The 20739-nt window shown below is 65.7% G+C and carries 16 protein-coding genes; 8 read left to right on the forward strand and 8 right to left on the reverse strand.

Translation table 11 applies throughout. From position 1 onward, the window contains the following. Positions 1 to 41 precede the first annotated feature (41 nt). The 4 genes from hutU to hutI are packed head-to-tail and all read right to left on the reverse strand — an operon-like array spanning position 42 to position 5234. On the reverse strand, positions 42 to 1706 hold the full coding sequence (gene hutU, locus CDQ92_RS15335; protein WP_088442187.1) for a urocanate hydratase: 1665 nt from the start codon (positions 1704 to 1706) through the stop codon (positions 42 to 44). Continuing rightward, on the reverse strand, positions 1703 to 2506 hold the full coding sequence (hutG, locus tag CDQ92_RS15340) for an N-formylglutamate deformylase (protein ID WP_088442188.1): 804 nt from the start codon (positions 2504 to 2506) through the stop codon (positions 1703 to 1705). The genes hutU and hutG overlap by 4 nt, the downstream gene beginning before the upstream one ends. Then, positions 2506 to 4026: a histidine ammonia-lyase gene (gene hutH, locus CDQ92_RS15345; protein WP_088442189.1), complete on the reverse strand. Its 1521-nt coding sequence runs from the start codon at positions 4024 to 4026 to the stop codon at positions 2506 to 2508. Before hutH ends, hutG begins: the two co-directional genes overlap by 1 nt. Continuing rightward, positions 4023 to 5234, reverse strand: coding sequence for an imidazolonepropionase (hutI, locus tag CDQ92_RS15350; protein ID WP_088442190.1), 1212 nt, complete (start codon positions 5232 to 5234; stop codon positions 4023 to 4025). The genes hutH and hutI overlap by 4 nt, the downstream gene beginning before the upstream one ends. Before the next feature lie 29 nt (positions 5235 to 5263). Here hutI and CDQ92_RS15355 point away from each other — a divergent pair, with 29 nt between their 5' ends. The 3 genes from CDQ92_RS15355 (at position 5264) to CDQ92_RS15365 (ending at position 9450) form a co-directional block, all read left to right on the forward strand. Continuing rightward, complete coding sequence (locus CDQ92_RS15355; protein ID WP_088442191.1) at positions 5264 to 6613, forward strand: formimidoylglutamate deiminase; 1350 nt, start codon at positions 5264 to 5266, stop codon at positions 6611 to 6613. After that, positions 6613 to 7314: a UTRA domain-containing protein gene (locus CDQ92_RS15360; RefSeq protein ID WP_088442192.1), complete on the forward strand. Its 702-nt coding sequence runs from the start codon at positions 6613 to 6615 to the stop codon at positions 7312 to 7314. The genes CDQ92_RS15355 and CDQ92_RS15360 overlap by 1 nt, the downstream gene beginning before the upstream one ends. A gap of 99 nt (positions 7315 to 7413) precedes the next feature. Beyond that, the gene (locus CDQ92_RS15365; RefSeq protein WP_373289578.1) at positions 7414 to 9450 is read left to right on the forward strand and encodes a transglycosylase domain-containing protein; all 2037 of its coding nucleotides are present in this window, start codon (positions 7414 to 7416) and stop codon (positions 9448 to 9450) included. A gap of 141 nt (positions 9451 to 9591) precedes the next feature. On the opposite strand, the gene CDQ92_RS15370 is transcribed toward CDQ92_RS15365, so the two are convergent. From CDQ92_RS15370 to CDQ92_RS15385, 4 genes are all read right to left on the reverse strand, one after another. Beyond that, positions 9592 to 10653, reverse strand: a complete 1062-nt coding sequence (locus CDQ92_RS15370) for a DNA alkylation repair protein (RefSeq protein WP_088442315.1) — start codon at positions 10651 to 10653, stop codon at positions 9592 to 9594. 62 nt (positions 10654 to 10715) lie between these two features. Continuing rightward, on the reverse strand, positions 10716 to 12116 hold the full coding sequence (locus CDQ92_RS15375) for an efflux transporter outer membrane subunit (RefSeq protein WP_088442193.1): 1401 nt from the start codon (positions 12114 to 12116) through the stop codon (positions 10716 to 10718). Further along, on the reverse strand, positions 12109 to 15273 hold the full coding sequence (locus CDQ92_RS15380) for a multidrug efflux RND transporter permease subunit (protein ID WP_088442194.1): 3165 nt from the start codon (positions 15271 to 15273) through the stop codon (positions 12109 to 12111). Before CDQ92_RS15380 ends, CDQ92_RS15375 begins: the two co-directional genes overlap by 8 nt. 6 nt (positions 15274 to 15279) lie before the next feature. Next, on the reverse strand, positions 15280 to 16434 hold the full coding sequence (locus CDQ92_RS15385) for an efflux RND transporter periplasmic adaptor subunit (RefSeq protein ID WP_088442195.1): 1155 nt from the start codon (positions 16432 to 16434) through the stop codon (positions 15280 to 15282). Positions 16435 to 16543: 109 nt separating this feature from the next. Between CDQ92_RS15385 and CDQ92_RS15390 the strand changes: the two genes are divergently transcribed. The 5 genes from CDQ92_RS15390 to CDQ92_RS15410 all read left to right on the forward strand — a co-directional run bounded on the left by CDQ92_RS15390 (position 16544) and on the right by CDQ92_RS15410 (position 20510). After that, positions 16544 to 17179, forward strand: a complete 636-nt coding sequence (locus tag CDQ92_RS15390) for a TetR/AcrR family transcriptional regulator (RefSeq protein WP_158213871.1) — start codon at positions 16544 to 16546, stop codon at positions 17177 to 17179. Between the two features lie 80 nt (positions 17180 to 17259). Beyond that, positions 17260 to 18612: an MFS transporter gene (locus CDQ92_RS15395; RefSeq protein WP_158213872.1), complete on the forward strand. Its 1353-nt coding sequence runs from the start codon at positions 17260 to 17262 to the stop codon at positions 18610 to 18612. A gap of 159 nt (positions 18613 to 18771) precedes the next feature. After that, positions 18772 to 18969: a preprotein translocase subunit SecE gene (gene secE / locus CDQ92_RS15400; protein ID WP_088442198.1), complete on the forward strand. Its 198-nt coding sequence runs from the start codon at positions 18772 to 18774 to the stop codon at positions 18967 to 18969. Between the two features lie 34 nt (positions 18970 to 19003). Continuing rightward, positions 19004 to 19540: a transcription termination/antitermination protein NusG gene (gene nusG, locus CDQ92_RS15405; protein WP_088442199.1), complete on the forward strand. Its 537-nt coding sequence runs from the start codon at positions 19004 to 19006 to the stop codon at positions 19538 to 19540. 40 nt (positions 19541 to 19580) lie between these two features. Beyond that, complete coding sequence (locus CDQ92_RS15410) at positions 19581 to 20510, forward strand: acyl-CoA thioesterase (protein WP_088442200.1); 930 nt, start codon at positions 19581 to 19583, stop codon at positions 20508 to 20510. Positions 20511 to 20739: the final 229 nt, after the last annotated feature.

Here is a 20739-nt window from a genome sequence, read left to right on the forward strand (position 1 = left end):
GTGCCGCGCGACAAGCGTTAAACCCGCAGCAGCAATCGAACTTACCGCAGGCTGGGGAGGTCCAGTCCCCTCTCACGCGCACAGTCGATCGCGATGTCGTATCCCGCGTCGGCGTGGCGCATGACGCCGGTGCCGGGGTCGTTCCATAGCACGCGCTCCAGCCGCTTGGCCGCTTCGGGGGTGCCGTCGGCGACGATTACCATGCCGCTGTGCTGCGAGTAGCCCATGCCGACGCCGCCGCCGTGGTGGAGCGATACCCAGGTTGCGCCGCTGGCGGTGTTGAGCAAGGCGTTGAGCAGTGGCCAGTCCGACACCGCATCCGACCCGTCGCGCATGGCTTCGGTTTCGCGGTTGGGCGAGGCGACCGAGCCCGAGTCGAGATGATCGCGGCCGATGACGATCGGGGCTTTGAGCTCGCCCGATGCCACCATCTCGTTGAAGGCGAGGCCAAGCCGGTGGCGGTCGCCGAGTCCGACCCAGCAGATGCGCGCGGGAAGCCCCTGAAACTGGATCTTCTCGCGCGCGAGGTCGAGCCAGTTGTGAAGGTGCTTATTGTCAGGGAGCAGCTCCTTCACCTTGGCGTCGGTCTTGTAGATATCCTCGGGATCGCCTGACAGCGCCACCCAGCGGAAGGGGCCGATGCCGCGGCAGAACAATGGCCGGACATAGGCGGGGACGAAGCCCGGGAAGTCGAAGGCGTTCTCGACGCCTTCGTCCTTCGCCACCTGACGGATGTTGTTGCCATAATCGGTCGTCGGAACGCCTGCGGCCTGCATGTCGAGCATCGCCTGGACATGCACCGCCATCGACGCCTTTGCGGCTTTGGCGACCGCGGCGGGATCGCTCTCGCGCTTCGCAAACCACGCGTCGAGAGTCCAGCCCGCGGGGAGGTAGCCGTTGACTGGGTCGTGCGCCGAGGTCTGGTCGGTAAGCAGGTCGGGGCGGATGCCGCGGCGGACCATTTCGGGCAGGATGTCGGCGGCGTTGCCGAGCAGGCCGACCGAAACAGGTTTGCCCTCGGTGTGGCTGGCTTCGATCATCGCCAGCGCCTCGTCGATGCTCGCCGCCTGCTTGTCGAGATAGCCGGTGCGCAGGCGCATCTCGATGCGGCTCGGCTGGCATTCGATCGCGAGGCACGACGCGCCCGCCATCACCGCCGCGAGCGGCTGCGCGCCGCCCATGCCGCCGAGCCCCGCCGTCAGCAACCAGCGGCCCGAAAGGTCGCCGCCATAATGCTGGCGTCCCATCTCGACGAAGGTTTCGTACGTGCCCTGAACGATGCCCTGGCTGCCGATATAGATCCAGCTGCCCGCGGTCATCTGACCGTACATCATCAAGCCTTTGCGATCGAGCTCGTGGAAATGCTCCCAATTCGCCCATTCGGGGACGAGGTTGGAATTGGCGAGCAGCACGCGCGGCGCGTCGCTATGGGTGCGGAATACGCCCACCGGCTTGCCCGACTGGATGAGCAAAGTCTCGTCGCCCTCGAGCCGCTTCAGCGTCTCGACGATCCGGTCATAGCTTTCCCAGTCGCGCGCGGCGCGGCCGATGCCGCCATAGACGACCAGCTCGTGCGGCGCCTCGGCGACGTCGGGATGGAGGTTGTTCATCAGCATCCGCATCGGCGCTTCGGTGAGCCAGCTCTTTGCCGTGATGTCGGGGCCGGTCGCCGGTCGGATCACGCGGCTATTGTCGAGGCGTGTCATGGTCGTCCTTTCGCAAAATCGAGGGTCGCGGCGATCACTTGCTCCAGCACGGGCCGGATCGCGGGATTGGGGTCGAGAGGGGAGGGCCAGTTAGTGTGGGTGATCGTATCGGGTTCGGCCATGTAACCGCGCTGCGCGAGTTCCATCTGGACCGCGTGGATGCCATTGTCGGGGCGGCCGTAGTGGCGCGTCGTCCAGCCGCCCTTGAAGCGGCCGTTGACGACATGACTGCCACCGCTCGCCGCACAGATGTTGGCGACGATGGTTTCAAGCTCGGGAGCTGAGGTGGCGCCACCGTTGGTGCCGATGTTGAATTGGGCCAGCTCGCCGTCGAACAGGCGCGGAACACGGCTCCGGATCGAGTGCGCGTCGTAAAGGACGACCTTGCCATGGGTCGCCCGCAAGCGGTCGAGTTCCTCGGTCAGCGCGTCGTGATAGGGCCGGTGATACAAGCGCAGCCGCTGAATGATCTCGGCCTCGTCGGGCAGATCGAAACGGTAAAGCGGCGCGCCATCGAAGGTCGTCGTCGGGCACAGTTCGGTCGTCGCCTGCCCCGGATAGAGCGACGCGCCCGAGGGATCGCGGTTCATGTCGATGACGCTGCGCGAAATCTCGGTCGCGACCAGTGTTGCACCAAGATCGGCCGCGAAGGCGTATAGCTCGGCGATCCACCAGTCGGTGTCGATCTGCGCCTGCCAAGGCGAGACGAACTGCGCGTCAAGTCCCGCGAGATCGGTGCCGCCATGCGGAAAGGCGATGACCAGCGGCGCGTCGCCGCGATGGACGCGCAGCCAGTCCATTAGCTCAGGCCCGGCAGGTCGACGGGAACCGCCGCAACCAGGCTGCCCGAACGGATCAGCGCGGTCGCGGTCTCCATGTCGGGGTGGAAATGGCGGTCGTCTTCGAGCGTCGGCACTGCGGCGCGCAGATGCTTGTGCGCCGCCTCCAGCGCGTCGCTCGACGTCAGCGGCGCGTGGAAGTCGATGCCCTGGCACGCGGCGAGATATTCGATGCCGATCACCGCGCTGACATTGTCGGCCATCTCGAGCAGGCGGCGGGCGCCGTGCGCGGCCATCGACACATGATCCTCCTGATTGGCGCTGGTCGGGATCGAATCAACGCTGGCAGGATAGGCGCGCTGCTTGTTTTCGCTGACCAGCGCCGCAGCGGTGACCTGCGCGATCATGAAGCCCGAGTTGAGGCCGGGGCGCGGGGTGAGGAAGGCGGGGAGGCCCGACAAGGCCGGATCGACGAGCATGGCGATGCGGCGCTCGGCAATCGAACCAATCTCGCAAATCGCCATTGCGATCATGTCGGCGGCAAAGGCGACAGGTTCGGCGTGGAAATTGCCCCCCGACAAAGCCTCATCGGTGTCGGCAAAGATCAGCGGATTGTCCGAGACGCCATTCGCCTCGACGCCGAGTGTCGTCGCAGCCTGACGCAGCAGGTCGAGCACCGCGCCCATCACCTGCGGCTGGCAGCGCAGGCAATAGGGATCCTGCACGCGCGGATCGTCGACAGCGTGCGAAGCGCGAATCGCCGATCCCGCCATCATGTCGCGCAACGCGTCGCCGACCGCGCGCTGACCAGCATGACCGCGCAGCGCGTGGATGCGCGGGTCGAACGGCGCGTCGGAACCCTTGGCGGCTTCGGTCGACAGCGCGCCGGTGATCAGCGCCGACTGGAACACGGTTTCAGCGCGGAACAGGCCCGCGAGCGCATTGGCCGCCGAAAATTGCGTGCCGTTGAGCAGCGCGAGGCCTTCCTTCGGCCCGAGTTCGACCGGCGTGAGGCCCGCCAGCGCGAGCGCTTCGGCGGCGGGTAGGGTCTGACCGCCGACCTCGATCGCGCCGACCCCGATCATCGCCGCGGCCATGTGCGACAGCGGCGCAAGGTCGCCGCTCGCGCCGACCGAACCCTGCGACGGAACGACAGGGGTGAGTCCCTTCGCCAGCATCGTCTCGAGCATCGCCACCGTTTCGCGCCGCACCCCCGATGCGCCGACGCCGAAGCTCGCGAGCTTGAGCGCCATCATCAGACGGACAACGGGGACGGGCGAGGGCGCGCCGGTCCCCGCGGCGTGGCTGAGCACGATGTTGCGCTGGAGCGTCGCCAGATCATCGCTCGCGATCCGCACGCTCGCCAGCTTTCCGAACCCGGTGTTGATGCCATAGACCGGGTCGCCCTTGGCCACGATGCGCGCCACGGCAGCGGCGCTGGCATCGATGGCGTTCCACGCTTCGGCGTTCAGCGTCGCGCTCGCACCTTCATAGATGGCGCGCCAGTCGGTGAGCGTCATCGCGCCGGGGTTGATGATCATTGTCCGTCCTTGATACGTTGGTGCAGCGGGTTGAAGCCGATGCGGTAAACCAGCTCGGCGGGGTCGGTGACGTCCCAGATCGCGAGGTCGCACGCCTTGCCGGCTTCGAGCGTGCCGATCTCGGCGCAGAGCCCCAGCGCGGCAGCGGCGTTCACCGTCACCCCGCGCAGCGCTTCGACCACCGTCAGCCCGAACATGGTTGCCCCCATGTTGAGCATGAGCAGCAGCGAGGTCGTCGGCGAAGTGCCGGGGTTGTTGTCGGTCGCCAGCGCGATCCGCACCCCGTGGCGGCGCATCGCCGCGATCGGCGGCAGCTGGGTCTCGCGCATGAAATAATAGGCGCCGGGCAGCAGCACCGCGACCGTCCCCGCTGCCGCCATTGTAGCGACATCGCCGTCGGTCGCATATTCCAGATGGTCGGCCGACAGCGCGCCGTGGCGCGCCGCGAGCGCGCTGCCGCTCAGCGCCGACAATTGTTCGGCGTGCAGCTTGACCGCCAGCCCATGCGCCTGCGCCGCTTCGATCACGCGCTCGCATTGTGCAGGCGAAAAGCCGATGCCTTCGCAAAAGGCATCGGCCGCGGTCGCGAGCGCCGCCGCCGCAGGGATCATTTCATTGCAGACGAGGTCGATATAGCCGTCGCCGTTGTCCCGATACTCGGGGGGCAGCGCGTGCGCACCGAGGAAGGTCGGCGCAACGCGGATCCGGCGTCGTTCGCCGAGCGCGCGGGCGGCACGCAGCATCTTAAGCTCGTTTTCAGTGTCGAGGCCGTAGCCCGACTTGATCTCGATCGTTGTCACCCCCTCGGCGATCAGCGCATCGAGGCGGGGGAGGGCCGTGTCGACCAGTTCGGCCTCGCTCGCGGCGCGGGTCGCGCGCATCGTTGACACGATGCCGCCACCTGCGCGGGCAATATCCTCATAGCTCGCGCCTTCGAGCCGCATCGCCCATTCATTGGCGCGGTTGCCGCCGTGAACCAGATGGGTGTGGCAGTCGATCAGCCCGGGGGTGATCAACCGGCCGCCGCAATCGGTGGTTTTCGCGGCCTTCGTCGGCGCACCATCAGCCGGACCGGCATAGACAATCCGCCCGTTCGCGGACGTGATGACGCCATCGTCGATCAGTCCCAGCCCGTCATCGGTCATCGTCGCGAGTCGCGCGTTGGTCCAGCTATGCTCCATCTGGACAACATCTCGCGAATGCGTCATTATGTCTAGACATAATATGAGGGCTCAAGATGATCGCTTGTTGGTTTCAGCGCGCATGGATCGACAATCAGTGGCAGCACGATGTACGCCTGACGGTCACGGAAGGGCGGATTTCCGCGCTTGAAACCGGTGTCGGCGCCGCCCCCGGCGATGAGCGCCACGCCGCAGCGCTGCCCGGCCTGTGCAATGTCCATAGCCACGGTTTTCAGCGCGGGATGGCGGGACTGTCGGAACGCCGCAGCCGCCACGACGACAATTTCTGGAGCTGGCGCGAGATCATGTACCGCTTCCTCGACCGGCTGACCCCCGACGATGTCGCCGCGATCACCGCGCAGGCCTATGCCGAAATGCTCGAGGGCGGTTTCACCCGCGTCGGCGAGTTTCACTATCTCCACCATGATCCGGCGGGCAGGACCTACGCCGATCCCGCCGAAATGGCAGGCGCAATCGTTGACGCCAGCTCGGCAACGGGCATCGGCCTGACCTTGCTGCCGGTCTTCTATGCCCACGGCAATTTCGGCGGCGCGTCGCCAAGCCCCGGACAGCGGCGCTTTCTCAGCGACATCGACGGCTTTGCAGCGCTACTCGACAGCGCGCGGACCAAACTCGTCGGCGATGCCAATATCGGCATCGCGCCGCACTCGCTACGCGCCGTCGCGCCCGACCAGCTGACGGCGCTGCTCGCGATGTCGCCGATCGGCCCGGTCCATATCCACGCCGCCGAACAGGAAAAGGAAGTCGCCGACTGCATCGCATGGAGCGGCGCGCGGCCGGTCGCATGGCTGCTCGATAACGCCGCCCTCGATGCGCGCTGGTGCCTGATCCACTCGACGCACCTGGATGCGGATGAAGCGGCGCGCCTCGCCGCCAGCGGCGCGGTTGCCGGGCTCTGCCCGATTACCGAGGCGAACCTCGGCGACGGCATCTTCCCGGCGATCGATTATCTGGCGGCGGGCGGCCGCTTCGGGATCGGCACCGACAGCAATATCCTGATCGACGCCGCGGGCGAGCTGCGCGCGCTCGAATATTCGCAGCGGTTGGCGCATCGCGCCCGCGCGCTGCTCGCCGGAACCGAATCGCCCTTCGTCGGCGCCAATCTTTACGCCCGTGCGCTCGCCGGCGGCGGGCAGGCGCTGGGAGTCGAGCCGGGCCTTGCGGTCGGCCAGCCCGCCGACATCGTCTCGCTCGACCTCGACCACCCGAGCTTTGCGGGAACCGACGACGCGACGCTGCTCGACCGCTGGATTTTTGCGGGCAGGGCAGGGACAATCGACTGCGTCTGGCGCGCCGGGGTCAAGCGCGTCGCAGGCGGGCGCCATGTCGATCGCAGCGCCATCGCTGCCGCCTATCGCAAAAGTGTCGAGCGGATCGTCGCGTGATGCGCGCGGCGCCGAACCCGGCGCGCCGGATCCGCGAGGATATCGAGGGCCGCATCCACTCGGGCGAGTGGAAACCGGGAACACGGATCCCGATCGAACAGGAGCTCGCGGCGCGCTACGGCTGCGCCCGCGCGACGGTCAGCAAGGCGCTGGGCGAGCTCGTCGCCGCAGGACTGGTCGAACGGCGGCGCAAGGCGGGATCATTCGTTGCACATCCGCCGGTGCATTCGGCGGTGATGACCGTTCCCGATCTGGCCGAGCTGATCGCGGCGCGCGGCGAAACCTATCGCTGGGAAGCGCGCGCGATCGTCCGCCGCAAAAATGCCGGTGAAGCCGACACGCTCCAGATCGACGGAATCCACTTTGCCGCCGACGAACCCTTCGCGCTCGAACGCCGCACCATCGAACTCGCCGAAGTCCCTGCGGCGGCGGAGGCGAATTTTGCCGTCGAGGCGCCGGGAACATGGCTGCTCGCGCATATTCCCTGGACCTCGGCGCGCCATGTCGTGCGCGCCGTCGCCGCCACCCGAACCGAAGCGAAAGCGCTGGCGACGGGCAGCGGCGCCGCCTGCCTCCAGCTCGAACGCGACACCTGGCGCGGCGACCGGCCGGTCACGCATGTCCGTCAGCTTTTCCGCGGCGATCGTTTCGATCTGGTAGCCGAGTTTCAGGCCGGGATGCCCCGGCGCGAAGGCGATTGAATTCTGCGCGGTATCTTTGGACATTTGCCCACTGTCCTGCCGAGCGGTGCATAAGCCATTTGCTTATGCTGTATTGCGATATTAATACGGTAGCTGAGCATGACCTGGTTCCGTAAATCCAAAACTGGCGATCCCGCGCCCGCCGCGCCGCCGCTTTCCATGCCCGGCGCGCCCGTTTTCGACGTGCCGCCCCCGGTTGTACCGGAAAGCCGCCGTCGCAAATGGCTACGCCGGATCTCACGCGGCTTTGCCATTTTCTGTATCCTGTTTATCCTGCTCGTCGGCTGGCTGGCGCTGACCGCGCCGTTGTCGAAATCGCTCGAACCGATTGTGCCGCCGCAGATCACCTTGCTCGCCTCCGACGGCACCCCGATCGCGCGATCGGGGGCGATCGTCGATGCGCCGGTGAAGGCGAGCGCGCTGCCGAGGCATGTCACCGGCGCCTTCCTTGCGATCGAGGACCGGCGTTTCTACACCCATATGGGCGTCGATCCGCGCAGCATCGCGCGCGCGGTCTGGAGCAATGTCAGCGGCGGGCGGACGCAGGGCGGCAGCACGATCACCCAGCAACTGGCGAAATTCACCTTCCTGACGCCCAAACGCACGTTGGGGCGCAAGGCGCGCGAGGCGCTGATCGCTTTCTGGCTCGAAGCCTGGCTGACCAAGGACGAGATTCTCGAACGCTATCTCTCGAACGCCTATTTCGGCGACAACACCTACGGCCTGCGCGCGGCGTCGCTGCATTATTTCTATCGACAGCCCGAAAAACTGACCCCCGCGCAGGCGGCGATGCTTGCGGGACTGGTGCAGGCACCGTCGCGGCTGGCGCCGACCAAGAATCCCGATCTGGCAGCCAAGCGGATGAAGCTGGTCGTCAACGCGATGGCCGATGAGGGTTATATTACCGCCGCGCAGGCGAAGGCGATCCGCACCCCGCGCATCGATGTACGCGCGCGCAATACGCTGCCGACCGGTACCTATTTTGCCGACTGGGCGCTGCCCGAGGCGCGCAAACTCAGCGACGTCGGCTATTCGCGCCAGACGATCAAGACGACGCTCGACGCGCGGTTGCAGGCGGCGGCGCGGCGCGTGACGAGCCGCGCCGGGGTCGGCCAGGCGCAGCTCGCGCTGGTCGCGATGCGCCCGAATGGCGAGGTCGTCGCGATGATCGGCGGGCGCGATTATGCCGCATCGCCGTTCAACCGCGCGACGCAGGCGCGGCGCCAGCCGGGATCGACCTTCAAACTCTTCGTCTATCTCGCCGCGCTGCGCGCCGGGTGGGAACCCGATGATGTCATCGACAACCAGCCGATCGAAACCGGGTCATACCGTCCCAAAAATTCGGGCGGCGCCTATTCGAAAACGATCACGCTGGAGGACGCCTTCGCGACGTCGAGCAATGTCGCGGCGGTGCGGCTGCTGCGCGAAGTCGGCGACGACAAGGTGATCGACATGGCGCGCGACCTGGGGGTCACCGCGCCAATGACCAAGGGCGACCCCAGCCTTGCCCTCGGCACCTCGAGCATGACCTTGCTAGAACTGACCGCGGCCTATGCCGCGGTGGCAGCGAACAGCTATCCCGTCGTCCCGCATGCGTTCGAAGGCGAGGAAAAGGGCTGGTTCGAAAATCTGATCTCGGGACCCAGCCGCTTCGGGTCGGGCGTCCATGACGACATCGAACAGATGCTGCGCGCCGCGGTCAATCGCGGCACCGGCCGCGCGGCGCGGCTGCCGCAGGCGAATTTCGGCAAGACCGGGACCAGCCAGGACAATCGCGACGCGCTGTTTGTCGGCTATGCCAATGGGCTGGTGGTCGGGGTGTGGATCGGCAACGACGATAATTCACCGCTGCGCGGCATTTCGGGTGGCGGATTGCCGGCGCGGATCTGGCGCGATTTCATGACCCAGGCTTCCGGCCAGAAAGCGCCGCCGCCGCGTCCGGCCGACCCGCGCGGGCCGGTCGAACCACAGGACATTCCCGACATCGGTGCGATCCCAATCGGCGACAACAGCAGCGTAGGGATTGAGGGCGGCAATGCGGTGATCTCGACCGAAATCAACGGCAGCCGGATCGATTTGCGGGTGCCGATCGCGAACGAGCGGCCGCCCCCCGAGCCCGTTCCCGCGCCGCCGTGAGGGATGGGCGGGTTCAGGAATGAGCTGCGCTCCCGCGAAGGCGGGAGCCCATCACTGGCCAGCGGCAGTTTGAACCGTCTGGCGATGGATCCCCGCCTTCGCGGGGAAACAGGAATCTTCTTGAGCCTCGAATAAACGCACTCAGTCCGCCAACAGCTCAAACCCACCCGTGGCCATCGTCTGTCCGTTGACGATCAGATCAATGCTGTGCCGCCCCGGATGATGCCGCCGTGTGCTGAAATCGCGGATCGTCTGGTTGATGCGCAGTGCGACGGCCTCGCCCCCGCTCCCGCCCCCGGGGAGGTCGAACGTCTTCCACTTGAACACCTTCGCCGCAGTCTTGCCGCCCGCCCGCGCATAATGGACGCGATAATCGACCACCAAAGGCTGATTTTCCGCTGAATCCGAAACGATTTCGACGCTAATCGCAATCCGCTCGCCCAGCCGCACTACCGATGGCTCGACCGCAAATTTGCGCACCGTCACCGCTGCGCCATGGCCGACGCCGAGCAGCGCCAGCGCGCGCGGCTCGCCCTGCTTGATCAGGGTGCGGAGTGCGTGGCGGATGATCCACGCGGTGTGCGGATCATCGTTCGGCCAGTCCGCCAGTCGATCGAGCAGCCAGTCGGGGCGGTCCTTGGCAATGTCGTTGAGATGATTGGCGACCGATTTGCGCACATAGAGGCTGGAATCGGCCTTTAACGTCTCAAGAATATGCGCCGCGCGGGTCGGATCGGCCTTCAACGCGGGAACCCGCGCCGCCCACGGCAACCGCGGGCGACCGCCTTCGCTCGCCAACCTGCGGACATGCTCGTCATCGCTGCCGGTCCAGCGCGCCATCGCTGCCAGCGCGCGATCGGCATCCTGCGCCAGAAAGGGCCGGATCGCGAATTCGGCGGTGCCAAAGCGCGTCAGTTTGGCGAGCGCGTCCATCGACCGGTCGAAATCGTCCAGCCCGTAGCGCGCCACATATTCGGTCACCGCTACCGCCTGAAATCCGTGCGTCAGCCGCGGCGCCATTTCGCGGATGACGCCCAGCGCCGCTGCAAAATCGGCGGGCAGCGCGGGGCGTAGCGCGTCCGCAATATGGCGCACCCGCTCCATGATCGACAGCGCGTCGAGGCCGTCGGTGGCGACGCTCAGGAATGCCGATCGATCGAAGCGCGGCGAAGCAGCCACGCCCGCGTCGGCGATCGTCGTCATCGCTTGCGGACCCAATATGTCCTTCAGCAGGGCAGGGGCGTTGTCCGAAATCGCCTCGTCCTTCAGCGTCGCTCGACCAGCCCGCCGCCGAGCGCGACGTACAGCGTCACCAGATTGTCGACCTGCGCGCGGCGCGTTTCGATCAGCGTCTGTTCGGCGGCGAACAGATTGCGTTCGGCGTCGAGCACTTCGAGATAGGTGGATACCCCCTCGCGATACCGCTTGCGCGCGAGGTCGGCGATCTGCCGCTGCGCCAGTGTCCCGCGCTCCTGCGCCTCAACCTGCTCGGCGAGATAGCGGCGCCCGGCGAGTGCATCGGCAACTTCGCGGAACGCCCCTTGGACGGTGCGCTCATAGGTCGCAACCGCGATATTTTCGCGCGCCTCGGCGACGGTCAAATTGCCCTTGTTGCGGCCGAAATCGAAGATCGGCAGGCTGATCGACGGACCAAAGCTCCAGCCGAAACCGTCATTGCTGAACAGATTGTCGAGCGAGCCCGAGGCGAAGCCGAGGTTACCCGTCAGCGAGATCGACGGGAAGAAGGCCGCGCGGGCCGCACCGATATTCGCCCGCGCGGCGCGCAGCTGTTCCTCGGCGGCGAGGATGTCGGGGCGTGCGACGAGCAGGTCCGACGGCAACCCCGCGGTCAGCACCGGCGACTGTCCCTGCGCGACGAGCGGCAGCGGTGCGGGTAGGGGGCCGGCAACCGGTCCGCCGGTGAGCACGGCGAGGAAATTATCGGCCTGCGCCTTGCCGAGATTCAGGCTAGCGAGCTGCGTCTCGGCCTGCGTCAGCAAGGTTTCCGACTGGCGGTAATCGAGCGCCGAGGTCACCCCCGCGTCGAGCCGCCGCTTGGCGATCCGCAGCCCTTCCTTGCGACTGGTCACCGTCGCTTCGGCGAGCGCGATCTGTTCCTCGGCGCCGCGCGAGGCGAAATAGGTCGACGCGATGTCACGCACCAGCGCCAGGCGGAACGCGCGCTCGGCCTGCTCGGTGGCCAGATACTGGCTGCGCGCCGCTTCAGACAGATTCTTGACCCGCCCCCAGAAATCGAGCTCGAACGACGTCACCCCGACCCCGACCGAATAGCGGCTGGTGGTGTCGGTCCCGGCGCCGGTCAGCGACGGCCCGCGGGTGCGGGCGGCATCGGCGCTGCCACCGACCGTCGGCAGACGGTCGGCGTCCTGGATGCGGTAAAGTCCGCGCGCTTCCTCGATCTGCGCGAGCGCCACCGCAAGATCGCGGTTGCGCTCGATCGCCTGCGCGATCAGCACTTCAAGCTGAGGGTCGGCGAAGAAGTCCTGCCAGGCAACATCGGTTGCGCGCTGGCCCAGCGTCACATCGCCGACAAACGCCTGCGGATAATCGGGCGCAGTGGGCAGCGCCGGGCGCTCGTGCGGCGGCGCCATATTGGCGCAGCCGGCAAGCGTCGTTGCCGCGAGCAGCGCGATCCACTTACGCATGTCCGGGCTCCTCATGATGGCCTTTTTCGGTCGGGGCAGGGGGCCGTGTGCGGCTGATCCACTTGCGCACCGACAGATAGAAGAGCGGGATGAAGAAGATGCCGAGCAAGGTTGCCGCGATCATCCCGCCCATCACGCCCGACCCGACCGCAATCCGGCTCGCCGCGCCCGCGCCGCTGGCGATGACGAGCGGCACCATGCCCAGGATGAACGCCAGGCTGGTCATGATGATCGGGCGCAGACGCAGCTTCACCGCCTCCATCACCGCATCGAGCGTCGATTTGCCCTCGGCCTCCTGCTCGATCGCGAACTCGACGATCAGGATCGCATTCTTCGCCGACAGGCCGATGATCGTGATCAGCCCGACGTTGAAATAGATGTCGGCGGACAGGCCGCGGAACATCGAAAACAGCACTGCGCCCAGCACGCCCAGCGGCACCACCAGCAGCACCGACACCGGCACCGCCCAGCTTTCGTACAGCGCCGCAAGCAGCAGGAACACGACCACCAGCGACAGCCCGAGCAGCAGCCCGATCTGCCCCGCCGACTGTTTCTCCTCATAGGAGATGCCGGTCCATTCGAACGCGAACCCGCTCGGCAGCGTCTCGGCCAGCCGCTCCATTTCGGCCATCGCCTCGCCGGTCGATTGCCCCGGCGCGGGTTCGCCCGAGATCGTCATCGCCGGATAGCCGTTATAGCGTTGCAACTGCGGCGCCTCGGCCGACCATGCGGCTTTGCTGAACGATCCGAACGGCACCATGCCGCCATTGGCGCTCCGCACGCGCAGGTCGAGCACGTCCTGCGGCGTCATCCGGCTCGCGGCGTCGGCCTGCAGCAGGACACGCAGGACACGGCCTTCGCGGGTAAAGTCATTGGCGTAGGCGCTGCCAAAGCTGATCGCCAGCGTTGCATTGACGTCGCCGATCGACAGCCCCAGCGCGCGCGCCTGAATCCGGTCGATATCGACCTTCAGCACCGGCGCATCCTCCTGCCCCTCGGGGCGGACGTTGGCGAGCAGCTTGCTTTGCATCGCGCCGCCCAGCATCTGGTTGCGCGCGGCGACCAGCGCCTCGCGCCCATTGGCGCCGCGGTCCTGCAACTTGAAGGTAAAGCCGCTCGACGTGCCGAGTTCGGGGATCGACGGCGGGCTCAGCGAGAAGGCAAACGCCTCCTTGATCCCCATCAACGTTCCCATCGCCTTGCCCGCGATCGCGTCGGCGCTGTCGCCATCGCCGGTGCGCTCGTCCCAGGGTTTCAGCGGCGTGAACATGATCGCGTTCGCCTGGCCCTGCCCGAAAAAGCTGAAGCCGTTGACCAGCACGATATTCGCGACCTGCGGTTGTTCGGCGAAGAAGGCCTTCACCTGCTTCGTTGCTTCGGCGGTGCGCTGCGACGTCGCGCCCGGCGGCGCCTGGACGATGGTGATCAGATAGCCCTGATCTTCCTGCGGCAGGAACGATCCGGGCAGACGGGTGAACAGCAGGCCGGTCACCAGCACCATCGCGGCAAAGACGCCCAGCCAGCGCAGCGGCGACGCCAGCATCTTGCCGACCCCGCCCTGATAGCGATCGGTGGTGCGCCCGAACCAGCCGTTGAAGCGGGCAAAGAAGCGATCGAAAAAGGCGCCGATCTTGCCCTTGCGTGCCGTGTCGTCGTGCGGCTTGAGCAGCGTCGCGCACAGCGCCGGGGTCAGCGTCAGCGCGAGCAGCGCCGAAAATGCGATCGAGATCGCCAGCGTCATCGAGAATTGGCGATAGATGCCGCCGGTCGACCCGGGGAAAAATGCCATCGGAATGAACACCGCGATCAGCACGAGCGTGATGCCGATGATCGCGCTGGTGATCTGCCCCATCGCCTTCACCGTCGCGTCATAGGGCGACAGATGCTCCTCGTTCATGATCCGCTCGACATTTTCGATCACGACGATCGCATCGTCGACGAGGATGCCGATCGCCAGCACCATGCCGAACAGCGTCAGCACATTGATCGAAAAACCGAACATCCACAGGCCCAGGCACGCGCCCGCCAGCGCGATCGGCACGACCACGGTCGGGATCACCGTCGCACGCCAGTTCTGCAGGAACAGGAACATCACGAGAAAGACGAGTACCATCGCCTCGACCAGCGTGATCACCACCTCTTCGATCGACAGCTGGATAAAGGGCGTCGTGTCATACGGGATCGACCAGGTGATGTCGGGCGGAAAACCCCTTTCCAGCGCGGCCATCTGGCTGCGCACACCCTCGGCGGTCGCGAGCGCGTTGGCGCCGGGGGTCAGCTGGACCGCGAGGCCCGCCATCGGCTTGCCGTTGAGCTCCGACGAGAAGAGATAGCTCGCGGACCCCAGTTCGACGCGCCCGACATCGGCCAGCGTCACCGCCGACCCATCGGGATTGGCGCGCAGGATGATGCTTTCGAACTGCTCGGGCTTGGTAAAGCGGCCCTGCGTCGTGATCACCGCATTGAGCTGCGCGCCCTTGGCGATCGGCTGGTCCCCCAGCTGGCCGCCCGGGGTCTGGCTGTTCTGCTCCTGCACCGCGCCGAGTGCCTCAGCGGCGGACAAATTGTACGACGCCAGCTTTTGCGGATCGAGCCAGATGCGCATTGCATATTCGGGCGCGAACGCCTGCACATTGCCGACGCCATTCACCCGGCGGAGCTCGTCGAGCACGCGCGTGTTGGCGAAGTTGTTGACCTCCATCGGGTCGGTGTTGCCGCTCTTCGACGTGATCGCGACGATCAGCAGAAAGCCCGAATTGGCTTCGGTCACCGAGATGCCCTGCCGCCGGACGTCTTCGGGCAGCCGCTGTTCGACACGGCGCAGCCGGTTCTGCACCTCCATCTGGGCGTTGTCGATGTCGGTCCCGGCCTCGAAGGTCAGGTTGATCGACGCGGTGCCGTTCGATTCGCTGGTCGAGGCCATGTAGAGGAATCCCTCGACCCCGTTCAGTTCCTGCTCGATGACCTGGGTGACATTCTGTTCGAGCGTCTTGGCGTCGGCGCCCGGATAGGTGACGCCGATGGTCAGCGATGGCGGCGCGACCGACGGATATTGCTCTACTGGCAGGCTGCGCAGTGCGATGATGCCCGCGAGCAGGATGCCGATGGCGATGACCCACGAAAAAATGGGCCGGTCGATGAAGAAGCGGGGGGTCATGTCAGATCAGCGCTTTGCCGCGGGCGTCGACGCCGTGCCCTTGGGCGGCGCAATCCGCACCGGCTGGCCGGGCTGGACCTTTTGCAATCCGTCGACGATCACCCGGTCGCCGGGGCGCAGTCCGTCGAGGATCGCCCATTGTCCGGCGACCATCGAGCCCAGCTTTACGGGCCGCGGGGTCGCGATATTTTTGGCGTCGAGCACCATCACGCTGGCGGCGTCGGCGGTCAGTCGGACGGCGCGCTGCGGGATCAGCATACCGTCGGCGCGGTTCCCGGCAAAGATGCGGGCGCGGACGAACTGGCCGGGCAGCAGCGCAGAAGCCGGGTTGGGGAATTCGGCACGCAGCGCCGCGGTTCCCGTCGCCTCGTCGATCGACAGGTCGAGGAAGTCGAGGTGGCCGACGACCGGAAAGGCGCTGCCATCCTCCAGGATGAGCTGCACTTCGACGCGTTCAAGCTGCGGCGAGCTCACCTTGCCCGACCCCATGTCGCGGCGCGTTGCCAGCAGGTCCGAACTCGACTGGCCGAAATTGACATAGACGCGGTCGATCTGCTCGATCGTCGTCAGCAGCGTGCCCTGTGCGGCGCTGACCAGCGCGCCTTCGGTGACCTCGGCGCGGCGGGCGCGGCCCGAAATCGGCGCGGTGACCGACGCATAGCCCAGGTTCAGGCGCGCCGATTCCAGATTGGCCTGCGCCGCCTGCACATCGGCCTCGGCGGTGCGCTGCGCCGCAACCGCGGCGTCATATTCCTGCTTGCCGATCGCCTGATCGGCGAGCAGCGGCTGATAGCGTGCGACAACCTGCCGCGCGTTCGCCGCGGTTGCCTGCGCGCGGGCCAGCTGTGCGCGCGCCGCATTTGAGGTTGCGTTCAACTGGCGCGGGTCGATGCGGAACAGCGAGGTTCCGGCGCGGACAAAGCTGCCCTCGTTGAACAGTCGCCGTTCGACGATGCCATCGACGCGGGCGCGGACTTCGGAGGTGCGAAACGCCTGCACACGGCCCGGCAGCTCGATGACGTTAGGCACGGCTTGCGACCGGACGGTGACGATCGTGACCTCGGGCGGCGGCGGGGCGGGGGGCGTTTCGGACGCGCAGGCGGTGAGCAACAAGGCCAACGCGGCAACGCTGACGCTGGCAAAGGAACGAGCGCGACTCATAAGAACCCCTGGATAATGCTGTATTATGAAACGTAGAGGGCGCAGAAACGCCTTGCACAAATCGCCATGTAATTTAGATTACAGAAAAGCACAAGGGAGAGAATCACGGATGGTACAGTCCGACTTGCTGGAATGCCCGATGGAGCCGCCAACGCTGCGCGAACGCCGCCGCGATGCGATCCTCGACGCCGCCGAAGCGCTGTTTCTCGAACAGGGCTATGAACGCACCAGCCTCGCCGAAATCGTCAAACAGTCGGGCGGATCGCTCGCCACACTTTATGATCTGTTCGGCAACAAACAGGGACTGCTCCACGCGATTGCCTCGCGTTGGGGCAATGAAGCCCGATGCCAGCCGGCCGAATGCATGGCAGTTGCGGATCTGTCGAACGTCGAATTGCTCAGGGGCTATGCGCATCGGCAATGCGACCGGATGCAATCGCCGCGCGCCATCGCCTTGATGCGGATGCTGATTTCGGAAAGCTTGCGCGATCGCGATTTCGCGCTGCAAATCTATCGCGATCTCCACGTCCCGGCGATTGAGGAGCTGTCGGCGCTGTTTGCCGAATGGGCCGCGGCCGGTCAGGCCGAAATCGACGATCCCCAAGCAGCGGCGAAACTGCTGCTCAGCATCGTCATCGGCGATTCGATGCTCCACACGCTCGCGGGGCTCGAGGATGAATGGCTCGACAACGACCAGCTCGACTGGCGCCTCCAGCCGTTCCTGTCGCATTTCAAAATCGTCTAGCGGCATAGGCAACGCGCATCTGTTGACATGGCTGTCAATAACTGAAAGCCTGCTCCCTTCGGCATCGGGAGCATCGCATCGTGGCCAGTACCGCCCTGCCATCGGCTGGCCAGCCCGGCCAGGCTGACACGCTGCGCCCGCGCACCGTCGCGGCCTACGCCGCCACCGCCGGGCCGACGGTCATCCTCGGCCTGCCATTCAGCGTCTACCTGCCACCCTATATTGCCGAGGGCGGGGTGATTTCGGTGGCGCTGGTCGGGCTGCTGTTTTCGCTCACTACCATCTGGGACGGGGTTGTCGATCCACTGATCGGGACGATGGTCGATCGCGTCCGCACCGGGCTCGGCGCGCATCGCCGCTGGATGCTGCTTGCGCTCGTGCCGCTCGCCTTGCTGCTGCTGGCGCTGGTGACGGTCGGCGACCGGCTGCCCTTTGCGGCGCTGTTCCTGATGATGGTGCTCTTTTACTCCAGCTACAGCCTGTACGAAGTCGCGCAATTGTCGTGGGGCTCGGCACTGGTCCGCACCCCGCGCGACAGCGCTTTGCTCTATGGCATGCGTGACTGGTTCGCGAAGATCGCGCTCATCCTGGCGTTTGCGGCACCCGCCGCGGCGCAAATCCTGATCCCGGGGGTCAGCCTGCAAGGCCGCATCATGGCCTATGCCAGCCTGTTCATGCTGATGGTGCCGATCGCGCTTTACGCGATCCGTCTCGTCCCGCCCCGCGCGGTCGTCGCCGAACCCGGCATCGGCTGGCGCAGCGAGCTTCGCGTCTCGCTGGCGTTCCCACCGCTGATGCTGCTGCTCGGGGTGCAGTTCCTCAACAGCTTCGCCTTCGGGTCGCTCACCTCATTGTTCGTCTTTTTTGCCGCTGCGGTGCTTGATCTCGACGGGCAAAGCGCGGTGCTGCTGTTCGCCAGCTTCATCGGCGGAGCGATCGCGTCGCCGGTCTGGACCTTGCTTGCGCGGCGTTACGGCAAGCCGCCGATGATGATCATGATGGGGCTGCTCATCTCCAGCCTGCTGATCGCCACATTGTTCCAACGGCCGGAGGGGGTCGGACAGGCGGCGGGCTTTTCGATCATGCTCGGGACCGGGTTTGTCGGATTGCTTTTCACCCATTCGATGCTCGCCGATATCATCCCGGGCGATGCGCTGCGCTGCGGGCGCAATCGCTCGGCGTTTCTGTTTGCGCTGCTCAACCTGATGCAGAAATTTGGCGTCGCTGCCGCCATCGCGGTCAGCTACCTGCTGCTTGATCTCGTCGGCTTCGATCCGAAAAATGGCGCGGCGGCGGCGCGCGAACTGCATCTGGTTTTTGGGCTCCAGCCGACGATCAGCTGGATGATCATGATCGCACTGCTCCTTTTGATGCGCCGGGCGCTAGCGCGCGAAGCCGACCCTGCACTTGCAATCGCCGCAGCGCGCCAGTAAAGGCCGCTTTCATTCGGACAGATGCGCCGTTTTCCTTCCGCCTTTCGCCGACACGCTCGGGGAGGGTGGGCGGACTATTGCCCAAAAGCGCGCTTGACGCGGGGGGCGCGGCAACCCATCTGGCCCGAAGCAGAATATTATTAGGACAGGACGATCGACATGGCGAAAACCAGCCCGGCTGAGTTCATCAATCAGGTGCGCGCCGAAGCCCGGAAGATCGTCTGGCCGACGGGGCGTGAGACGTTGCAGACGACGATCATGGTGCTCATCATGACGACGATCCTCGCGCTGTTCTTTCTCGGCGTCGACACAGTTTTCAACGCGATCGTCAGCTGGCTGACGTCGCTCGCGCGCTAATCGCCGCAGTTACAGGGACAGGATACGGACACACATGGCGCGCTGGTACATCATTCACGCCTATTCGGGTTTCGAGAACAAGGTGCGCGATTCGGTACTTTCCGAAGCCGAACGCATGGGCCTCAGCGAATTTGTCGAAGCGGTCGAAGTGCCGGTGGAAACCGTCACCGAGGTGAAGCGCGGCAAAAAGGTGCAGGCTGAACGCAAATTTTTCCCCGGCTATGTCCTCGCCAAGCTGACGATGACCGACGATGTCTATCACCTCGTGAAAAATACGCCGAAGGTCACCGGCTTTCTGGGGTCGATGGGCAAACCGCAGGCGATCAGCGAATCCGAAGCCGCGCGCATCCTGAACAGCAAGGAAGAGGCTGCGGCCCGTCCGAAGCAGGAAATCCGCGTCGATTACGAAATCGGCGATCAGGTCAAGGTGCTCGACGGTCCGTTCGCCAGCTTCAACGGGCTGGTCGAGGAACTCGATTTCGAAAAGGCGCGCGTCAAGGTGTCGGTGTCGATCTTCGGTCGCGCCACCCCGGTCGAACTCGACTTCGAACAGGTCGAACGCATGAAGTGATGGCCGTTGGCTGTCGCTCCCTCAGGGAACGGATGACGATATGAGCCTGACTCCCGCCGAGATTCAGGCCCGCGTCGATCGCGCCCGCGAAATTCAATCCACTTTCTCGCCGGAAAAAGTCGTCGGCGCGGTCACTCGCCTGTTCGATCTTGTCCCCGCCGAAGCGCCCGACGAATATAGCTTCCCCGCCTTCAGCAAACCGACCCGCGACCGCATTTTCGGCGGACAGGTGATTGCGCAGGCGTTGGTTGCCGCGGCGCGCACCGTCGATCCGCGCAAATCGGCGCATTCGCTCCACGCCTATTTCCTGCGCGGCGGCGATGAAGCCAAGCCGCTGCATTTCCGCGTTCACCGCGATTTCGACGGGCGCAGCTTCGCCAACCGCCGCGTCGTCGTGCGTCAGGATGGCAAGGTGATCTTCAACCTCACCGCATCCTTTCACGCCCCGGAACCCGGCGCCGCGCATCAGGTTCCGATGCCCGACCTGCTGCCGCCCGACCAATGCGTCGAATTCACCGAAAATCTTGCCGCTGATCCCAATGTCAGCGACGCGCAGCTCGATCGCATGGCGCGCCTCCGCCCGTTCGAGATGCGCAGTTTCCGGCCGCCCTCGACCGAAAAGGCGTCGGCGCATTATCAATGGTATCGTCTCGCGGCGCCGATCGGCGACGATCCGCTGCTCCACCGCGCCTTCCTTTCCTATGCGTCCGACATGGGGCTGCTCTCGTCCTCGCTGCTGCCGCACGGCTTCACCTGGTCGACCCCCGGGCTGTTTTCGACCAGCCTCGATCACGCGATGTGGTTCCATGACGATATCCGCGTCGATGAGTGGTTCGCCTATGTGATGGACAGCGACTGGACCGGCGGCGCGCGCGGCATCAACCGCGGCCTCGTCTTTCGCCAGGATGGCACGCTGATCGCATCGGTGATGCAAGAGGGCTTGCTGCGGCTGGTGCCGCCCGCCGCCTGAGCCCAGGGCAATCGGGTGAAAGAAGTTGGTGACAAAGCGATGAAGTGTTGAATCAATGGTTCTCTTCTGAAGTGAGGAAGGGCGCGATTGATGATGCGGGCACGCTTGATTGACGCTTGGAAGGCGGAGTCGCTTGGCGATTGCTCACAGCGGTGGCGAACGCACTCGTCATGACTGCGACAACCCGTCACTTGACTGGCAATGGACATGGCGGCGTACTGACCACCCG

Source organism: Sphingopyxis bauzanensis (assembly GCF_002205675.1).
GTDB lineage: Bacteria > Pseudomonadota > Alphaproteobacteria > Sphingomonadales > Sphingomonadaceae > Sphingopyxis > Sphingopyxis bauzanensis.